Source organism: Mesorhizobium sp. M0185 (genome assembly GCF_040322175.1).
GTDB lineage: Bacteria > Pseudomonadota > Alphaproteobacteria > Rhizobiales > Rhizobiaceae > Mesorhizobium.
Genome location: NZ_JAMYSY010000013.1, coordinates 87,504 through 104,478, shown reverse-complemented (window position 1 = coordinate 104,478; position 16,975 = coordinate 87,504). Strand labels below are relative to the sequence as shown.

At 62.3% G+C, this 16,975-nt stretch carries 17 protein-coding genes; 5 read left to right on the top strand and 12 right to left on the bottom strand.

Annotation, left to right across the window (positions count from 1 at the left end):
- Positions 1 to 4: 4 nt before the first annotated feature.
- On the bottom strand, positions 5 to 1,159 hold the full coding sequence (locus tag NKJ20_RS13250) for a glycosyltransferase (protein ID WP_352744480.1): 1,155 nt from the start codon (positions 1,157 to 1,159) through the stop codon (positions 5 to 7).
- Positions 1,160 to 1,386: 227 nt separating this feature from the next.
- Between NKJ20_RS13250 and apaG the strand changes: the two genes are divergently transcribed.
- Positions 1,387 to 1,779 (top strand): Co2+/Mg2+ efflux facilitator ApaG/CorD, encoded by a 393-nt coding sequence (apaG, locus tag NKJ20_RS13245; protein WP_352744534.1) that lies wholly within the window; start codon positions 1,387 to 1,389, stop codon positions 1,777 to 1,779.
- 6 nt (positions 1,780 to 1,785) lie between these two features.
- Here apaG and NKJ20_RS13240 read toward each other — a convergent pair whose 3' ends face one another.
- The 3 genes from NKJ20_RS13240 to NKJ20_RS13230 form a co-directional block, all read right to left on the bottom strand.
- A complete protein-coding gene (locus tag NKJ20_RS13240; RefSeq protein WP_023677351.1) occupies positions 1,786 to 2,796 on the bottom strand; it encodes an Hsp33 family molecular chaperone in 1,011 nt (336 codons plus the stop codon).
- Between the two features lie 162 nt (positions 2,797 to 2,958).
- On the bottom strand, positions 2,959 to 3,870 hold the full coding sequence (gene argF, locus NKJ20_RS13235) for an ornithine carbamoyltransferase (protein WP_352744477.1): 912 nt from the start codon (positions 3,868 to 3,870) through the stop codon (positions 2,959 to 2,961).
- A gap of 14 nt (positions 3,871 to 3,884) precedes the next feature.
- Complete coding sequence (locus NKJ20_RS13230; RefSeq protein WP_352744474.1) at positions 3,885 to 5,084, bottom strand: aspartate aminotransferase family protein; 1,200 nt, start codon at positions 5,082 to 5,084, stop codon at positions 3,885 to 3,887.
- A 355-nt stretch (positions 5,085 to 5,439) separates the two neighbouring features.
- Between NKJ20_RS13230 and NKJ20_RS13225 the strand changes: the two genes are divergently transcribed.
- Complete coding sequence (locus tag NKJ20_RS13225) at positions 5,440 to 5,964, top strand: GcrA family cell cycle regulator (protein ID WP_023677348.1); 525 nt, start codon at positions 5,440 to 5,442, stop codon at positions 5,962 to 5,964.
- Positions 5,965 to 6,130: 166 nt separating this feature from the next.
- Here the strand turns inward: NKJ20_RS13225 and NKJ20_RS13220 are convergent, their stop codons facing one another.
- The 3 genes from NKJ20_RS13220 to NKJ20_RS13210 all read right to left on the bottom strand — a co-directional run bounded on the left by NKJ20_RS13220 (position 6,131) and on the right by NKJ20_RS13210 (position 9,359).
- The gene (locus NKJ20_RS13220) at positions 6,131 to 7,138 is read right to left on the bottom strand and encodes a magnesium and cobalt transport protein CorA (protein ID WP_023677347.1); all 1,008 of its coding nucleotides are present in this window, start codon (positions 7,136 to 7,138) and stop codon (positions 6,131 to 6,133) included.
- A gap of 116 nt (positions 7,139 to 7,254) precedes the next feature.
- Positions 7,255 to 7,980 carry a phosphate signaling complex protein PhoU gene (gene phoU, locus NKJ20_RS13215; RefSeq protein ID WP_023677346.1) on the bottom strand — a complete coding sequence of 242 codons (726 nt, stop codon included), beginning with the start codon at positions 7,978 to 7,980 and terminating at the stop codon, positions 7,255 to 7,257.
- Positions 7,981 to 8,096: 116 nt separating this feature from the next.
- Positions 8,097 to 9,359 (bottom strand): ATP-binding protein, encoded by a 1,263-nt coding sequence (locus NKJ20_RS13210; protein WP_352448643.1) that lies wholly within the window; start codon positions 9,357 to 9,359, stop codon positions 8,097 to 8,099.
- 197 nt (positions 9,360 to 9,556) lie between these two features.
- On the opposite strand from NKJ20_RS13210, the gene ppk2 reads away from it, so the two are divergent.
- Positions 9,557 to 10,459 carry a polyphosphate kinase 2 gene (ppk2, locus tag NKJ20_RS13205; protein WP_352744473.1) on the top strand — a complete coding sequence of 301 codons (903 nt, stop codon included), beginning with the start codon at positions 9,557 to 9,559 and terminating at the stop codon, positions 10,457 to 10,459.
- Between the two features lie 24 nt (positions 10,460 to 10,483).
- Here ppk2 and NKJ20_RS13200 read toward each other — a convergent pair whose 3' ends face one another.
- From NKJ20_RS13200 to NKJ20_RS13190, 3 genes are all read right to left on the bottom strand, one after another.
- Complete coding sequence (locus tag NKJ20_RS13200) at positions 10,484 to 11,233, bottom strand: enoyl-CoA hydratase-related protein (protein WP_023677343.1); 750 nt, start codon at positions 11,231 to 11,233, stop codon at positions 10,484 to 10,486.
- 15 nt (positions 11,234 to 11,248) lie between these two features.
- The gene (locus tag NKJ20_RS13195) at positions 11,249 to 11,887 is read right to left on the bottom strand and encodes an acyl-homoserine-lactone synthase (protein ID WP_023677342.1); all 639 of its coding nucleotides are present in this window, start codon (positions 11,885 to 11,887) and stop codon (positions 11,249 to 11,251) included.
- Between the two features lie 97 nt (positions 11,888 to 11,984).
- Positions 11,985 to 12,716 (bottom strand): helix-turn-helix transcriptional regulator, encoded by a 732-nt coding sequence (locus NKJ20_RS13190; RefSeq protein WP_023677341.1) that lies wholly within the window; start codon positions 12,714 to 12,716, stop codon positions 11,985 to 11,987.
- A gap of 270 nt (positions 12,717 to 12,986) precedes the next feature.
- Here NKJ20_RS13190 and NKJ20_RS13185 point away from each other — a divergent pair, with 270 nt between their 5' ends.
- Entirely contained in the window at positions 12,987 to 13,838 is an 852-nt protein-coding gene (locus tag NKJ20_RS13185) for an ABC transporter substrate-binding protein (protein ID WP_352744470.1), read from the top strand.
- Between the two features lie 14 nt (positions 13,839 to 13,852).
- Here NKJ20_RS13185 and NKJ20_RS13180 read toward each other — a convergent pair whose 3' ends face one another.
- On the bottom strand, positions 13,853 to 14,263 hold the full coding sequence (locus NKJ20_RS13180; protein ID WP_023677339.1) for a tellurite resistance TerB family protein: 411 nt from the start codon (positions 14,261 to 14,263) through the stop codon (positions 13,853 to 13,855).
- A 246-nt stretch (positions 14,264 to 14,509) separates the two neighbouring features.
- On the opposite strand from NKJ20_RS13180, the gene NKJ20_RS13175 reads away from it, so the two are divergent.
- Complete coding sequence (locus tag NKJ20_RS13175; protein ID WP_352744467.1) at positions 14,510 to 16,165, top strand: lysine--tRNA ligase; 1,656 nt, start codon at positions 14,510 to 14,512, stop codon at positions 16,163 to 16,165.
- Here the strand turns inward: NKJ20_RS13175 and NKJ20_RS13170 are convergent.
- Entirely contained in the window at positions 16,128 to 16,967 is an 840-nt protein-coding gene (locus NKJ20_RS13170; RefSeq protein ID WP_352448638.1) for a thermonuclease family protein, read from the bottom strand. The two genes, NKJ20_RS13175 and NKJ20_RS13170, sit on opposite strands and share 38 nt — an antisense overlap.
- Positions 16,968 to 16,975 lie beyond the last annotated feature (8 nt).

The following is a 16,975-nucleotide window of genomic DNA, read 5'->3' as shown; positions in this document are numbered from 1 at the left end:
CCGATCAGGCGCCAGACGGGGTCTCTTTCAGCTCCGCGACGGCCTTGGTCTGGATAGTCATCACATTGCCGCGCCAGTCGACGGCGCCGCTCAGCCATCCGCGCGCCCAAATGGCGGGAAGCATCAGGTCTCGCGCCATCATCGCCAGGATGGTGCGCAGCGACAGGTGCCATCCCTTGGCCGAGGCCAAGGCGCATTCCGGCAGGTAGGCCGCGACCAGCACGGCGATGGCGGTTGCCGGCAGGCTGACGCCGGCGTCAGCCGCCGCGATCAGAGCAAGCACCAGCGGCGGCGCTGCGCCGATCAGGATCTCGGGGGCGAAGAACAGCGCGAAGGTGACGCGGCGCAGCCGCGCCCAGCGCGCCTGCCGCGACCAGATCTCGCCAAACGTGCGCCGGCCGAGCGGCTGTTCGAAGGGCGAGGCGACAAGATTGACCCGCAGTCCGAGCCCGTTGACCAGCTTGGTCGCGGCGGCGTCTTCGGCGATCTCGGCAGCAAGCGCGCAGATGCCGCCATTGGCGTCGAGCATCGGCTTATTCCACAACATGCTCTTGCCCTGCGCGAAGCCGAGGCCGAGCGCCTCTCCGGCGTACTGCCAGCGTGCCTGCAGCGTGTTGAGAAAGGCGCATTCGACCTCCCCCCAGAAGCCGTCCGGTCGCGAGCCGATCGGCGTCGAGCAGACGAGGCCGGTGTCGCGCCGCCACGCCGCCATCAGGTGCTGGACGTAGTCGCTCGGCATAAGCACGTTGGAATCGGCAAGGATGACCCAGCTATAATGCGCCGCTTCCCAACCCTTCACGCAATTGTTGAGTTTTGGATTGCCGCTGATGCGGTCGTCACCGACTAGAAGACGGGCGCGAATAGCTGGAAAGCGCGCCATTGCGGCGGTGATCGGCTTGACCACCGGATCGTCGGCATGGGCAACGCAGAAGATGAGTTCGTAGCGCGGCCAGTCGAGTGAGAAGGCGCGCTCCAGCGTCTCTTCGGCAAATGCCTCGACGCCGCGCGCCGGGATGACGATCGATACCGGCGGCGCGTTGGCCGCGGGCGGTGCGATCCTGGCTGGTCGCTTCAGCTTCAGCGAAGCTAACAGGATGCTGGCGAGATTTGAAAGAAGGATGGCTATGGAAAGGAGGGCGGCTGCGAATGTCGGTTCCATCGAGATCTGGTCACTCCAGAAGTGCCGGCCGCATGACGGCCGTTTTCAACAATTCGACAGAACGCTGAGTCGCCCGGCACAAGCCTGCACACCATCATTGTCATGTGTCACTTAAATGACATTGTTTTTCGGCACCTGCGCTCGAGTCGGGCAAGGAGATGACGCGCATCGTTGATCAAACTGCGCTGAGCGTCGAAAGTTCCATCTACATTGCTTTGGAGCAGTTTATGTACAGCGCCGTCACCCGCAACATCGAAGTGCAGGTCAGGCCGTTCTATCTGGAGGATCACTCCGACCCGCCGCAAAACCGCTATGTCTGGGGATATCAGGTGATCATCGACAATCAGTCGGATGAGTTCGTGCAGCTTCTGTCGCGCTACTGGCACATTACCGACGGCACCGGCAAGGTCGAGGAAGTGCGCGGCCCCGGGGTCGTCGGCGAGCAACCCGGACTCAACCCCGGCGACAGCTATCAGTATACGTCTGGATGCCCGCTCTCGACGCCGTCCGGCATCATGGTCGGGCACTACACCATGCGCAACAAGCGGGGCGAGACGTTCGACGTCGCCATCCCCGCCTTCTCGCTCGACTTGCCGGGAATGCGGCGCACCGTCAATTGACGGCCGTCATCCGGCCGCTGCAAACTCCGCCGGATCGAAGTCATATTGCTTCGAGCAGAATTCGCAGGCGACGTGAATGCTGCCATCCTCGGTGCTGTCCCTGATCTCCTCGGCAGAAAAGCCTTCGAGAATGCCGTGGATCTTCTCCCTCGAGCATGAGCACTGGTCGGCGACCGGCACCCCGCCGAACACGCGGACGCCATGCTCGTGGAAAAGCCGGTAAAGCAGCCGTTCGGCGCCGATCGTCGGATCGATCAGCTCGGTCGGTTCAATAGTACCAACCAGCGCCAGCAGCTCCTGCCAGGAATTGTCGGTCGGGTCGTGGATTTCCTCACGCGGATCGCCGTCGCCACCGGGAAGGTCGGGTACGCGCATGCGCTCCGCCGACTGCGGCAGGAATTGTGCCAGCAGGCCACCGGCCCGCCATTGCTCGCGGGCACCGCCGACGCCGGGCGTCAGAAGCTTGGCAACCGAAAGCCGGAGGTCGGTCGGAATCTGCTCCGACTGGCGGAAATAAGTGCGTGCGGCATCTTCCAGTGTGACGCCGTCGAGCTGGACGATGCCCTGGTAGCGTTGTGTGTGAGCGCCCTGGTCGATGGTCAGCGCCAGGACGCCGCTGCCGAGCAGCGTCTGCGGTGACGTCTCGCCGGCAGAAGTCAAAGCCTGCAGCCGGTCGGCATCGAAGCGGGCATAAGCGCGCAGCGCGTGCGGCGTGGAGAAATCCGCGACCAGCATGTCGACCGGCCCGTCGGTGCGGGTCTGCAGAATGAACTTGCCCTCGAACTTCAGCGAAGTTCCGAGCAATACCGTCAACACACAGGCTTCAGCCAGGAGCCGGGCGACCGGCTCGGGATAGTCGTGGCGGCTGAGAATAGCATCGAGCATCGGCCCGAGCTGGACGGTGCGACCGCGCACGTCGAGCGGGCCGACCTCGAACGGCACGACATGGTCGTCGCCGGCGTAGCCGAATTCGCCGAGCTTGGGTTTATGTTCAGCCAATTGATGAGTTTCCAACATGACAAAGCTCCGGGGCGCGGCGATACCGCCCTCCGGGGCGCATGCGACGAGACGCGCTCGATTTGCGTGATGCGCCTGAGATAGGCACCACCAACTCCCGGATCAAGGCGGCCCAGATCAAGGCGGCGCAGATCAGGCCGGCCCGGATCACCGCGGCTCGTATCAAGCGCCCAGGCACCAGGCCAAGACCGCCTTCTGGGCATGGAGCCGGTTCTCGGCCTCATCGAACACCACCGAATGCGGTCCGTCGATGACCTCGTCGGTAACCTCCTCACCGCGATGCGCCGGTAGACAGTGCATGAACAGCGCGTCCGGCTTGGCTTTCGCCATCAGTGCCGCATTGACCTGATAGGGCAGGAAGACATTGTGGCCGCGGGCACGGTGCTCCTGGCCCATCGACACCCAGCAGTCGGTGACGACGCAGTCGGCCTCGTGAACGGCCTCCTCGGGCGAACGGGTGAATTTCAGCTTGCCGCCATTGGCTTTCGACCAGTCGACATGCTTCTGGGCCGGTTCGCTGCCCTCGGGCACGGCGACGTTCAGCTTGAAATGGAACCGCGCGGATGCCTCCAGCAGCGAATGCAGCACGTTGTTGCCGTCGCCGGTCCAGGCGATCGTTTTACCGGCCACCGGACCGCGGTGCTCTTCGAAGGTCATGATGTCGGCCATCAGCTGGCAGGGATGGGTCTCGTCGGTCAGCCCGTTGATGACGGGGACCGTAGCGTTTTCCGTCAGTTCCAGCAGCCGGTCATGCGAGGTGGTGCGGATCATGATGGCATCGACATAGCGCGACAGCACCTTGGCCGTGTCGGCAATGGTCTCCGAACGGCCAAGCTGCATCTCGGTGCCGGTCAGCATGATCGTCTCGCCACCCAACTGCCGCATACCGACGTCGAACGACACGCGCGTGCGCGTCGACGGCTTGTCGAAGATCATCGCCAGCACCTTGCCTTCGAGCGGCTTGCTGTGTTCGCCGGCCTTGAGCCTTGCCTTTCGCACCGCTGCGTCGTCGAGCATGAAGCGCAGATCGCCTTCGGAAACGGCGGAAAGATCGGTGAAATGGCGAAGGGACATCAGAAATTCCAGGATTACTTCGCAGCGGCAGCGACGATGGCATCCGCCAGGCTCTTGGCGCCGGCACGAATGCGCTCGAGCGCTTCGTGGATCTCGGCGTCGGTGACGGTGAGAGGCGGTAGCAGGCGGATAACGTTGTCGCCTGCCGGAACCGTCAAGAGATGCTGGTCACGCAGTGCCACCGTGACCTTGGTGTTGGGCATCGCGCATTTAAGCCCGAGCATCAGGCCGTTACCCTTGATGCTTTCGATAACATCCGGAAATTCGTCGGCGACGCCAGCGAGCCCCTGCTTCAACAGCAGTGCCTTGCGCCGGACGTCTTCGAGAAAGCCGTCTTCCAGCACCACGTCGAGCACGGCGTTGCCGACCGCCATTGCCAGCGGATTGCCGCCGAAGGTGGTGCCGTGCACGCCGGCGGTCATGCCGACCGCTGCCTCGTCGGTGGCGAGGCAGGCACCCATCGGGAAGCCGCCGCCGATGCCTTTGGCCACCGCCATGAGGTCGGGTGTGACACCCGCCCACTCATGCGCGAACAGCTTTCCGGTGCGGCCGACGCCGCATTGGACCTCGTCGAAAATCAGGAGCAGTCCGTGCTGATCGCAGAGCTGCCTGAGCCGCTTCAGCGATTGCGTCGGCACTTGCCTGATGCCGCCCTCGCCTTGCACCGGCTCGATCAGGATCGCCGCGGTTTCAGGCGTGATCGCCTTCTCGGCGGCATCCATATCGTCGAAACCGACCTGGTCGAAGCCGTCGACCTTGGGGCCGAAACCTTCCAGATACTTGTACTGGCCGCCGGCGGCGATGGTCGCCAGGGTGCGGCCGTGGAAGGCGCCTTCGAAGGTGATTGTGCGGTAGCGCTCGGGATGGCCCTTGACGAAGTGGTAGCGCCGCGCCGTCTTGATGGCGCATTCGAGCGCCTCTGCGCCGGAATTGGTGAAGAACACCTTGTCGGCGAAGCTTGCGTCGGCCAGCCGCTCGCCGAGCCGGCTCTGTCCCGGAATCTCGTACAGATTGGAGACGTGCCAGAGCTTGGCGGCCTGCTCGGTGAGGGCCGCGACCAGATGCGGATGGCTGTAGCCCAACGAATTCACGGCGATGCCGCCGGCGAAATCGAGATATCGCTCGCCCTTGTCGGTGACCAGCCAGGTGCCTTCACCATGGTCGAAAGCCAGGGGTGCGCGAACAAAGGTCTCGAAAAGCGCCGAACCGCTCATTATATGCGTCTCCGGAACCGGAAAAATCAAAAAGCCGCCAAAGCGGCGGCCCTTGTGGCTTATCGTGTTTTTCGGCCGTGAAGTCAACGAAAAGGTCGCGCAAGGTCGCGCGGCAAGCCCCCCAGCATAACGCCGGCTCATAAGCGACCGGGCAAGTTGGGGAAAACCGAAAAAACCGATTCGTGTTGGCCTTGGGACTCTTGTCACCGAGTCAGCGCATAAGGTAATTGTAGTAGAGAAATAACTAGATTTCGTGCGGCGGACCTAATCACCCGATATATGTGGTGTCTGCCCGGCAGAAGCCGGGTCGGGAATGGATTCCGATTGCCGCACGTTTCAGCAGGAGCGCGGTCTCATGAACTGGACTGACGAGCGAGTCGAACTTCTCAGAAAATTGTGGTCGGAGGGCCTCAGCGCCAGCCAGATCGCCGCACAGCTTGGCGGGGTCAGCCGCAATGCGGTCATCGGCAAAGTGCACCGGCTGAAACTGTCCGGTCGCGGACGCACGACCGCCTCACCGGCACGCCAGAAGAAGACGGTGCAGGGATCGACGATCCAGAAATCGGTGTCCCGGGCAGCAAGCGCCACACGCCATGCCACCACCTCGATGTCGATCGGTGCGACCGCGCTCAAGGCGCAGTTCGATGCCGAACCGGTGGCGCGCCACTATATCCGCCCGGTCGAGAACGTCGTGGTGCCGATCTCGCGGCATCTGCAACTTGTCGAACTCAACGAGCGCACTTGCAAATGGCCGAACGGCGATCCGCTTTCGGAAGACTTCCATTTCTGCGGCAACGACGCCGCCGAAACCGGCCCCTACTGCAAGTACCACGCCCGTGTGGCGTTCCAGCCGGCATCGGAGCGGCGGCGGAGCAGATAGTTAGGGGAATAGGGGAGTAAGGCAGTACGGCAGTAGGTGAATTGTAGAGAAGCGCGCTCCCGAAGCGATAGCCTACTGCCCTACTGCCCTACTGCCCTACTGCCCTACTGCCCTACTGCCCTACTGCCCTACTGCCCTACTGCCCTACTGCCCTACTGCCCTCGCTTCAAAGCCACCCATTCTTGCGAAACCGCCAGTAAAGAAACGTGCAGATCAGGGCAATTGCCGCCAGGACGGCCGGGTAGCCATATTCCATCCTCAGTTCCGGCATGTCGCTGAAATTCATGCCGTAAATGCCGGCGAATGCCGTCGGCACGGCCAAGATTGCGGCCCATGAGGCAAGCTTCTTGGAGATCGCCGTCTCCTGGCTTTGACCGACCAGAAGGCTCGCCTCGAAGGCGAAGGCGAGAACCTCACGCAGGCTGTCGATCTTTTCCTGGACAGTGCGGATGTGGTCGGTGACGTCGCGAAACAGCGGGTGCATGGCTGTGTGGATTTGCGGCAGATCGGCGCTGGTGAGCCGCCGGCAGACCTCCACCAGCGGCAGGGCCGCATTACGCAGGCGCAAGAGATCGCGGCGCAGCATATAAAGCCGTTCGATATCGGAGCCGGTCATCGGTTTCAGCAGAACCTTGTCCTCGATCGCCTCGACCTCGTTTTCGATCTGCTCAAGCACCGGCATATAGTTGTCGACGATGAAGTCGAGAATGGCGTAGAGGACGAAATCCTCGCCCTTGGCAAGGGAATGTGGGCAGCTTTCCCAATGCTGGCGAACGGCGGCGTAGGAGGTCGACGGGCCATGCCTGACGCTGACAATGTAGCCCGCGCCGACGAACAGATGCGTCTCGCCGAAGGTGACGCGGCTGTCGATCAGCTGTGCCGTGCGGGCAACGATGAACAGGGCATCACCATATTGCTCGATCTTCGGTCGCTGGTGCGGATGCTCGGCGTCCTCGATCGCCAGCTCATGCAGATGGAATTGCGCCTGGACGCGCAGCAACAAATTGCGGTCGGGCTCCAGCAGTCCGATCCAGACCACGTGGCCCGGCTTCCCGGCCCATTCGCCGGCTTCCTCGATCGGAATGTCGGCGATGCGCCGCCCAGCCGTATAGACGCCGCAAGCGATTATACCCGACATCGGCGGCGCAGGAGCAAACTCGCGGACGTATTCCATCGCAGCCTCCTGAAGGCGGGGCCTTCATCGCGGAACTGAGAAGTCGGCGCGTCGAAAGCTTAGCGCAATTTTCTGTCAGGTGGCGAATCCGAAATTCGCATCAGTGCTGAGAGAACTCACTTCGCTGGTTGGGTTGCGGGAAGAATAATCTTGTCCGTCTTGTCGCCCTTCGGACGATCGGCCGGCATCTGATCGCCGGTGACGATATAGTAGATCGTCTCGGCGATGTTGGTAGCGTGGTCGCCGATGCGCTCGATGTTCTTGGCGCAAAACAGGAGATGTGTGCAGGGCGTGATGTTGCGTGGGTCTTCCATCATGTAGGTCAGCAATTCGCGAAACAGAGAGGTGTACATGGCGTCGATCTGGTCGTCGCGGTCGCGCACGAAACCGATTTTCTCCACCGACCGCGACGCATAGACGTCGAGTACTTCCTTGAGCTGGGTCAGTGCCAGATTGGCCAAAGCCTCGAGGCCGCGGAACAGGCTGTTCGGCTGGCGCCCGTCTGCGACGGCAACCACCCGCTTGGCGACGTTCTTGCCGAGGTCGCCTACCCGTTCGAGGTCAGCCGAGATGCGGATCGCGCCGACGATCTCGCGCAGATCCGTCGCCATCGGCTGGCGTTTGGCGATGATGATGATCGCCTTGTCGTCGATCTCGCGCTGTCCCTCATCCAGAACCAGGTCGTCCCGAATGACTTTCTGGGCAAGCCCCGGATCCGCATTGACCAGCGCCGCGACCGCCTGCTCGACCATGCGCTCGGCATGCCCGCCCATCGCCGCGATGCGCTTCGACAGATATTTCAGCTCCTCGTCATAGGCGCTGACGATATGCACGGACTGCATGACGAAATGCCTTCCCGGGATCTCGTGGTTGAGTCGTTCCCTCGAATCCCCGCTGATACGCTAGCCGGATGACAGAAAAAAGAAACGGCCCATTATGTGCTAGAGATAGTACTACGTTAGCGAGCCGGCAAATGGACCGTGAACGCCGCACCCTTGCCGACCTCCGACCTGATGGAGAGTCTGGCGTTGTGGCGGGTCAGGATATGCTTGACGATGGACAGGCCAAGGCCGGTGCCCTTCTGGGTTCGGCTGTTCTCGACGTCGACGCGGTAGAAGCGCTCGGTGATGCGCGGGATGTGCTCTTCGGGGATGCCGGGGCCGAAATCCCTGATGGTGACGTCGATGCCCGGTTCGGGATCGCTGTCGCTGCGTATGATCGACACCACGACGCGTCCGCCCAACTGACCATATTTGCAGGCGTTTTCCAGCAGGTTTTCGAAGACCTGGAAAAGCTCGTCCCGATCGCCGGGCACGTCGAGCGGCCCTTCCGCGAAATCACGCTCGATGACGACGCCGTTTTCCTTTGCGAGCGGCCCAAGCGAATCGATGACGCTGTCGATGGCCTGGCGCAGGTCGACCTCGGTTCCCGGCTTGAGATAGGGCTTCATCTCCAGGCGCGACAGCGACAGAAGATCGTCGATGAGGCGCGCCATGCGGCTGGTCTGGTTCTGCATGATCTGCAGGAACTGCTCGCGCGCCGCGGGGTCGTTGCGGGCCGGCCCGCGCAGCGTCTCGATGAAGCCGGCGATCGAGGCGAGAGGCGTGCGCAGCTCGTGGCTGGCATTGGCAATGAAGTCGGCACGCATTCTGTCGATCCGGCGCGCCTCACTCTGGTCCTTGAACACCAGCACGTAGAGATCCGTGGCATGGCCGACTGAAGACGCGCTCACCCGATAGGCTCGTTCGACCGGCAGCTTTTCTATGTAGTCGACGCTGTCCGAAGCGACGTTGCCCGCCAAGATACTATCCAGCAAGGCCTGCATTTCCGGCGCGCGGAATTTCAGCGACAGCGACATGCCGGGCGCAATCCCGCCGAAGGCGGCAAAGGCAGCAGCGTTGGCGTGGACGATGGCGGCGGAGCGATCGAAAATGATCAGCGGATCGGCAACCGCCGCCGCGAGATATTCGCCGGAAAGTTGTTGCACGCTCGACTCGATGGCCGCGGCATTTTCGGTCGATTGGCGGGCGATGCCGGCCGGCAGCATCGCAGCGGCAACCAGCACGGCGCCAGCCAGCAGCACCACATAGCCAGACATGCCGGCAAAACCATAGACCATCAGAACCGCAACGAGGCCGGCCGCCAGCAGCCAGCGGCTGTTCCACAGCCGCATGGCGACGGCTTGCGCCCTGCCTCTCCGCTCCGTGCCGATGTCGGCCATTTGCGCTCCGTCTGCGGCCACTTCAAGAACTTCTTGCTGGACCGGCGCTAGAGCGCAGTGCGTCCAATTGGACGCACAAAAGACGCTCTACCACTTTATCTGCTGCATCGTTCTTTCCGAAAATCGATTCCGATTTTTGGGCCGATGCAGTAAGGCTCCCAATAGCACGAGTCCGGAAACTGGAAAGGTTCGCCTCGATGAAAAACGCTAAGGAAAGCCCCGCCGCACCCTCATCGGGGCCGCTGAAGATCATGATCGACGGCAAGGAGAGAGCGTTCGACATCGAGGCCCCCGCGCTTCCCGACTGGGTCGAGGACCGCAAGCTCACCGCCGGCGGTTACCCTTACGACAAGAAGATGAAGAGCGAGGAGTATGACGAGAGGCTAGAGAAGCTGCAGATCGAGCTGGTCAAGGCGCAGGCGTGGCTGCAGTCGACGGGCAAGCGGGTAATGTCGCTGTTCGAGGGGCGCGACGCTGCCGGCAAGGGCGGCACTATCTTCGTTTTGCGCCAGTATCTGAACCCTCGCACGGCGCGCAACGTGGCGCTGACCAAGCCAACGCCCACCGAGCTTGGACAATGGTACTTCCAGCGCTACGTCGACCACTTCCCGACATCGGGCGAATTCGTCACCTTCGACCGCTCCTGGTATAACCGCGCCGGCGTTGAACCGGTGATGGGATTCTGCACGCCCGAGCAGCAAGGGCAATTTCTGGACGAGGTTCCGCATTTCGAGCGGATGATCCGCAACGAGGGCATACATTTCTTCAAATTCTGGCTGAACATCGGCCGGGAAACGCAGCTCGAGCGATTCCACGACCGCCGCTGGAGCCCGCTGAAGAGCTGGAAGTTTTCGCCAATCGACATCGCCGGCATCACCAAATGGGACGAATACACCAAAGCGCGCGACCTGATGGTCGAGCGCACGCACAAGGAGTTCGCGCCCTGGATCATTGTGCGGGCGAACGACAAACGGCGCGCGCGGCTGGCCGTCATGCAGCGCATTCTCCTTTCGCTTCCCTATGACGGCCGCGACCTCGACGTCATCGGCAAGGAGGACAAGAAGATCATCGGCGAAGGGCCGACTTTCCTCGAAAAATAAGCTCACCTCATCGATACGCGGCTCTCATGCCGCCAGCCGGGCAATCCGCTGCAGTCGCTTCAGCGTGGTGTCGTCCTGCAGCGCCTGCTGGAAAAGCGAGATCTCCTGGTCGATGCGGTCGCAGAGCGCGCCGGTGTCGCCCCTCAGCAGGTCGCGCGTCTGTAGCAGCGCCGCGACAGGCTTCTTGGCGAGTTGCCTGGCTCTTGCCAACGTGGCTTCCTCGACGCTGCCGTCCGTCACGATCTCGCCGACAAGGCCCAGTGCCCTGGCATCTTCGGCGGCGAGCGTGTCGCCCAGGCAGAAGAAGCGGAACGCCCCGGCATAGCCGAGCTTCTGCGGCGCCAGAATGCTGGTCGCCGCGTCCGGCACCAGGCCGAAATCGACGAACGGCACGCGAAACGTGCTCTTGCTCGAGGCGATCACCATGTCGCAGTGGAACAGGATGGTGCAACCGACGCCGACGGCGTCGCCGTCGACACAGGCAAGGACCGGTTTCGGGAACGTCGCCAGCGTGCGGAACATATCGGTGACGGCGGCGATCAGTCGCCGATGTTTGGTGGCGTCGAGAAATTCGGAGAAATCGGCACCGAGGCAGAAGCACCCGGCCAAGCCGCGCAGGACCACGACGCGGACGTCGTCGTCGACAGCGGCTTCGTGGAATGTTCTGGCCAGGCTTTCATAGGCCCGCCTGTCCAGCACCGGGCGGCCGTCACCCGACGATACCGTGACGATCAGCGTGTGATTGCGGAATTCTGCTTTTGAGTGAACGTTCATGGCCTCTCTCCAATCTCACGAGGCGCGTCTCTGTCCGAGCATGTCCGGGTACCCTCTGGCCAGCACCGGCGCAAAGTGGTTGCGGCGCGAACGCACCACGTCGAGCGTGTGCTCGTTGAAGGTGAGCAGTGTGGCAACCACCTGCTGGTTGCCATAGGTACGCTGGTAACCGAGCGGGGTTGCCAGGAAATGCAGCTGCAGCGCGCGAAGCACCCACATCGGCTCGAATTCGATGATCACCTGGTTGACGTTGCGCTTCAGACCCCACTCGACGAAGCCGGCGATCAGCTCGGTGCCGACCGTCGACACGCCGCGCCGACCGTCGCGGAATCCCGGCGCAACCGCATAGCGGGTCAGTTCATAGACATTCGGGCCCGACGGTGGGGTTCCCTCATAAAGGTCCGCCAGCACATCGGTTAGAAGATGTGCCCGGGTCGTCGGCAACATCCGCTGATAACCGGCGAGCTCGCCATTGCGGATGACGATCTGGTGCACTGCCTCATCGTGGTCGAATTGATCGATCTCGAGGCCATCAGGGCGCTGCAGATCGGTCCATCCCATCTCTTCGACGAAAACTCTGTAACGCAAACGATGAACGGCCTCCCAGAGGTCGGGCCGTTCCATCAATTCCTGGGTCGTGAGGGAAAAAAGCATTTGCCGTCTCCTAGTTTCAATAGGAAGATACGGCCGTGCTTTCCCAAAAAAATTACGCGATCACGCAAGCAAGAATTTCTAGGCCGGCGCGGCCGACCTAGTTAATATAGCCGCGCCTTATCGCTTCCGCGACGGCCTGGACCCGGTTGACGGCACCGAGTTTGCTTTTGGCGTTAAGAAGGTGTTTCTCTGACGTGTGTTCCGAAATGCCGAGAATTTGTGAAATCTCCCATTCGGACTTGCCAACAGCAGCCCATTGCAGGCATTCGCGCTCACGCGGCGTTAATTCGACATGATCGATGGTTTTGCCCGCCATGGTGTGGAGCTGCATTGCGCGGCCAATCGCATAAGTCGAGACCAGCGACACCAACCCGAACTCGGCGCTCGACAATTCGACAGCCTCGCCGCCTAGCGACACCATGACGATCTGGCCATCGAGCGTGATTAGCGGGAAGGCCAACCCGTCGCGCAGCTTGAATTCGCCGGCATCGCCCATCACCTCGCCGCCGCTCTTGCCGATGCGGATGCCCTGAGATGCTTCCCGCCACTGGAATGGCGCTTGAAGCTGCTTCATGTGGCTGACGACGGGGTCGTGATCGACGTAGTTGCGCGCGACGTAGCGCTCAAGCCATTCAGCCGGCCAGTCGCAAAGCAGCACATGGTCCTTTTGCTGGTTTCTCGGTGTGCCAGGTTGCGGAACCGTCCCGGCCATCAGCGCCGTCAGCCCGAACCCGCTTGTTACCCCCAGCAGCTTTTCGCAGACGGCGGCGGCTGTGCCGGCGTGCTGCAACTGATCTATCAACTCCAGCGTACGATCGAAATGACCCATCGCAACATCTACCCCATGTTGCCTTCCGCTCTTGACGCCAATGGCAGTGATCAACCCGCACCACGCCATCAACCCCGGACTGCAAAGCTGCCTCCCCTGTGCGTCCTACTGCTCCTCTTCAGCCGGCATCACGCAGTCACTTGCAAACTCACTAAACAATATCCCTAAATTGCAATGATGAAACCAAAAACCGTCGTACCTGTGTTTTTTTCGTACAAAAACCTGTTATTTCGTACGAAAGCCGGGGCAAGACCCGGACGGAGTCGTCGCGTGGCGTTTCGGCGCATATCCATTTCATTGATCTCGATATTGATCGGAGCGCAATCGCTTGCGGTTGCTGCGCTCGCCGCGGAGCCGCAGGTGCCGGTGTTCTGGGACGCCAAGGAGCGGCTGCCAAAGCCGGACCTTTCGATGCTGCCGCGGCTGCGATTCCTGACCACCACGGATTTCCCGCCGTTCAATTTCCTCGATGGGGCAGGCCGGCTGTCGGGCTTCCATGTCGACCTGGCGCGCGCCATCTGCGCCGAGCTCGGCATTGCCGAAAAATGCCAGATCCAGGCGCTGCCCTGGGCCGAGCTCGAAGGTGCGCTCGGGAAAGGCGAGGGCGAAGCGATCATTGCCGGCATCGCCGCGACGCCGGAGTCGCGGTCGAAATACGCATTTTCACGCTCCTACCTGCAATTTCCGGCACGCTTGATCATGCTGAAGACACAGGCGCTGACCGAACCAATGTTCGACAAGCTGCGCAGCAAGCGTGTCGGCGTGATCGCCGGCTCCGCGCACGAGCGGATGCTGCGCGATTATTTCGGCGACGTCCAAATCGTCCCGTTCGCAAAGCCGGAGGAGCTTTATGGCGAGCTGAAAGCCGGCAAGATCGACGCCGCCTTCGGCGACGGCATGCGTTTCGCCTTCTGGCTCGGCGGTTCGGATGCAGCGGGCTGCTGCCGCTTTGCCGGCGGCCCCTATCTGGCGCCCGAATATCTCGGCTCAGGCATGGCAATCGCCACCAGGGCCGACGATCCGGCACTGGCCGCCGCTTTCGACTACGCGCTGCAGGAAATCTCGGTGAAAGGCACGTTCGCCGAGTTCTATCTGCGCTATTTTCCCGTCAGTTTTTTCTGAGCTTGGCCGCCGGCTCAGGTCAGCGTGCGAAGGCGGGCCTTGGCGGCTCGCGCAATGGCGGCGACCGTCAGCGCATCGAGGTCGAGTTCCCGGCGGACGAGCTGCAGGACGCGCACCTCCTCCAGGCGCATTTCGAGATCGACAGCTGCGACCTCGAAGGCGGCGGCATAGGCGGTGTCACGCAGGCGTTCGGGCAGCGCCTCGGCGACGCGCGCCAGGACGCCCTCCAGCCCATCCTTTTCATGCAGCATTTTCTGGCAGGCCTGGGCGACCTCGACCAGCCGCTCCTGGTTGAAATCCTCAAACACCGGCCAGGATCGAACGACGTCGCCGATCCGCGCCAGTTCGACGTCGGTCATGTCGCGGTCTGACGCCGAGGTGATGACCATCAGGTAGATCATGGCTTCGTGTGGCGACAATGGCATTTACAACTCCTTGAGATGGTCCCGAAGTTAGGAACGAGGGGCCGGCGCCGCAAGGAAAAACAGCCGCGATCGTCGGCGCTCCGATCACGCCTTGGAACTTGATCCATCCTGACTATCGGGACGGGGGCGCTTAATCTTCTTGCCTGATCACGGTCCTGCCCGAAAACCGGGTTCCACTTTTCGGGATCATGGTCTAGAGCATGCGGCTGCCGGCATGGATGCCGGCAAAGTTGCAGGAATAGCATCATGGCCGAACGACAGCCGATCGATCTCAGCCCGGAAGTCCTCGCCGCCGCCGCCGAAAGCAAGGCGTGGCCATTCGAGGAAGCGAAAAAGATCGTCGCCCGCTATGCGAGCAGCGGCTACCCGGAAACGGTGCTGTTCGAGACCGGCTACGGCCCGTCCGGCCTGCCGCACATCGGCACGTTCGGCGAGGTGGCGCGCACATCTATGGTGCGCCACGCTTTCCGCGTGCTGACTGAAGACAAGGTCAAGACGCGGCTGCTGTGCTTCTCCGACGACATGGACGGATTGCGCAAGGTGCCGGACAATGTGCCTAACAAGGACATGCTGCGCGCCTATCTCGGCAAGCCGCTGACCAGGATACCGGACCCGTTCTCCAATGAGTATCCGTCCTTCGGCGCCGCCAATAACGCACGGCTGCGCGCTTTCCTCGACCGTTTCGGCTTCGATTACGAATTCGCTTCCTCGACCGACTATTATACTTCCGGCCGCTTCGACGGGACGCTGCTCAAGATGCTCGAGCGCTTCGATAGGGTGATGGCAATTATGCTGCCGTCACTGCGCGAGGAGCGGGCGCTGAGCTATTCGCCCTTCCTGCCGATCCATCCCAAGACCGGCATCGTCATGCAAGTCGCGATCGACGAGCGCAAGCTCGACGCCGGCACCATCGTGTGGCGCGACCCGGACACCGGCGAGCGCTTCGAGACGCCGGTGACCGGCGGTCATGCCAAGCTGCAATGGAAGCCAGATTGGGCGATGCGCTGGGCAGCACTCGGCGTCGATTACGAGATGTCCGGCAAGGATCTGATCGATTCCGTCAAGCTCGCCGGGCAGATTTGCCGCGCGCTCGATGCTCCGGCACCCGAGGGCTTCAATTATGAGCTGTTCCTCGATGAGAACGGCCAGAAGATCTCGAAGTCGAAGGGCAATGGGCTGACCATCGACGAGTGGCTGACTTACGCGCCGACCGAGAGCCTTAGCCTTTATATGTTCCAGCGCCCGCGAACCGCGAAGAAGCTTTATTTCGACGTCATCCCGAAGGCGGTAGACGAATATTACACGTTCCTCTCTGCCTATCAGAGGCAGGACTGGAAGGAGCGGCTGGGCAATCCGGTCTGGCACATGCATGACGGCAATCCCCCGGCAGTCGACCTGCCGGTTCCGTTCTCGCTGCTGCTCAACCTGGTCAGCGCCTCGAATGCGCAGAACAGGGACGTGCTGTGGGGTTTCATTTCGCGCCACGCGCCGGGTGTGACGCCGACAACCCATCCCGAGCTCGACCGGCTGGCCGAATATGCCATCCGCTATTTCGACGATTTCGTGAAGCCGGCGAAAGTGTACCGTGCTGCCGACGCGGTCGAGCGCGAGGCGCTGACCAAGCTTTCGGAAGCGCTCGCCGCGCTGCCGGCTGATGCCGACAGCGAGGCAATCCAGAACGCTGCCCTCAATGTTGCGCGCAAGATCGAGCGCTACCAGGATCATTCCAAGCAGAGCCCGGAGGGCGGACCCGGTGTCTCCGTCGCCTTCTTCCAGATGATCTATCAGGTGCTGATAGGTCAGGAACGCGGGCCGCGCTTCGGCTCCTTCGCCGCGCTCTACGGCATCGCCGAAACGCGCGAGCTCATTCAGCGGGCGCTGGCTGGTCAGCTGGCGGCATGAGGACGCCGTCTTGCTCCTCCAGGATCGAGCTAGGCGCTACAGGCGCGGATCGCGACGCAGCAGCCGGGAGCGGCGGCAGGCCTGAAACGCTCGGCGCCGGCCCGAAGACGCCTTTTTTTGCTGCACGCGCCTTCTCGCCGGCTTCTACGTAAGGGCCGCCCTTGGCGGCGCGCGCCCAGCCATTTTCGACCAGCCATTGGCCGATATCCTGATTGCCGATCCGGCACTCGGCGGCGATCAGATCACGACCGCCTTCGGGCGGCACGGCACAGACCACCGCACGACTGCGGAGAAAGGCGCGGAAGGCCGTTCGCGCCCGAATGCCGCAATTCCAGGACTCGCCGCCGTCGGTGCAAGTCTCCTCCTGCTTGACGATGTCGATACCGGAAACCGCAATCGAATAGCCCTTTGCTTCGATGACCCCGGCGGCCGACGCGACGGGCTGGAATAGTTTCGTGCCTTTCCAGTCGTCGGGCATTTTCGTTTTTGGCGGCTTGGGCGGTCCGGCCAATGCCAGATCGCTCAACGGGGCGCGCGGCTCTATCCGTTCAAGCTCGTTGGAACCGAGCTGCGGCGGCACCACGATTTCTGGATCGATTGCCCTCGAATGCGCCGCCTGCTTGGCCGGCACTGATTTCGGGATGGCCGACGTAGCCGGCGCGGCGGGCTGCGGTTCAGCGCCGACCTGGATTTGCTCCCAGGGGCCGCCGCTTTCGCTCTGGACGGCGCGGCCGCCGGCGACAATTGCCGTGGCCATCGCCGGGATCGCCAGAACAGCCAAGGCAAGGTGAGGCAGACGCACCGGCCCCG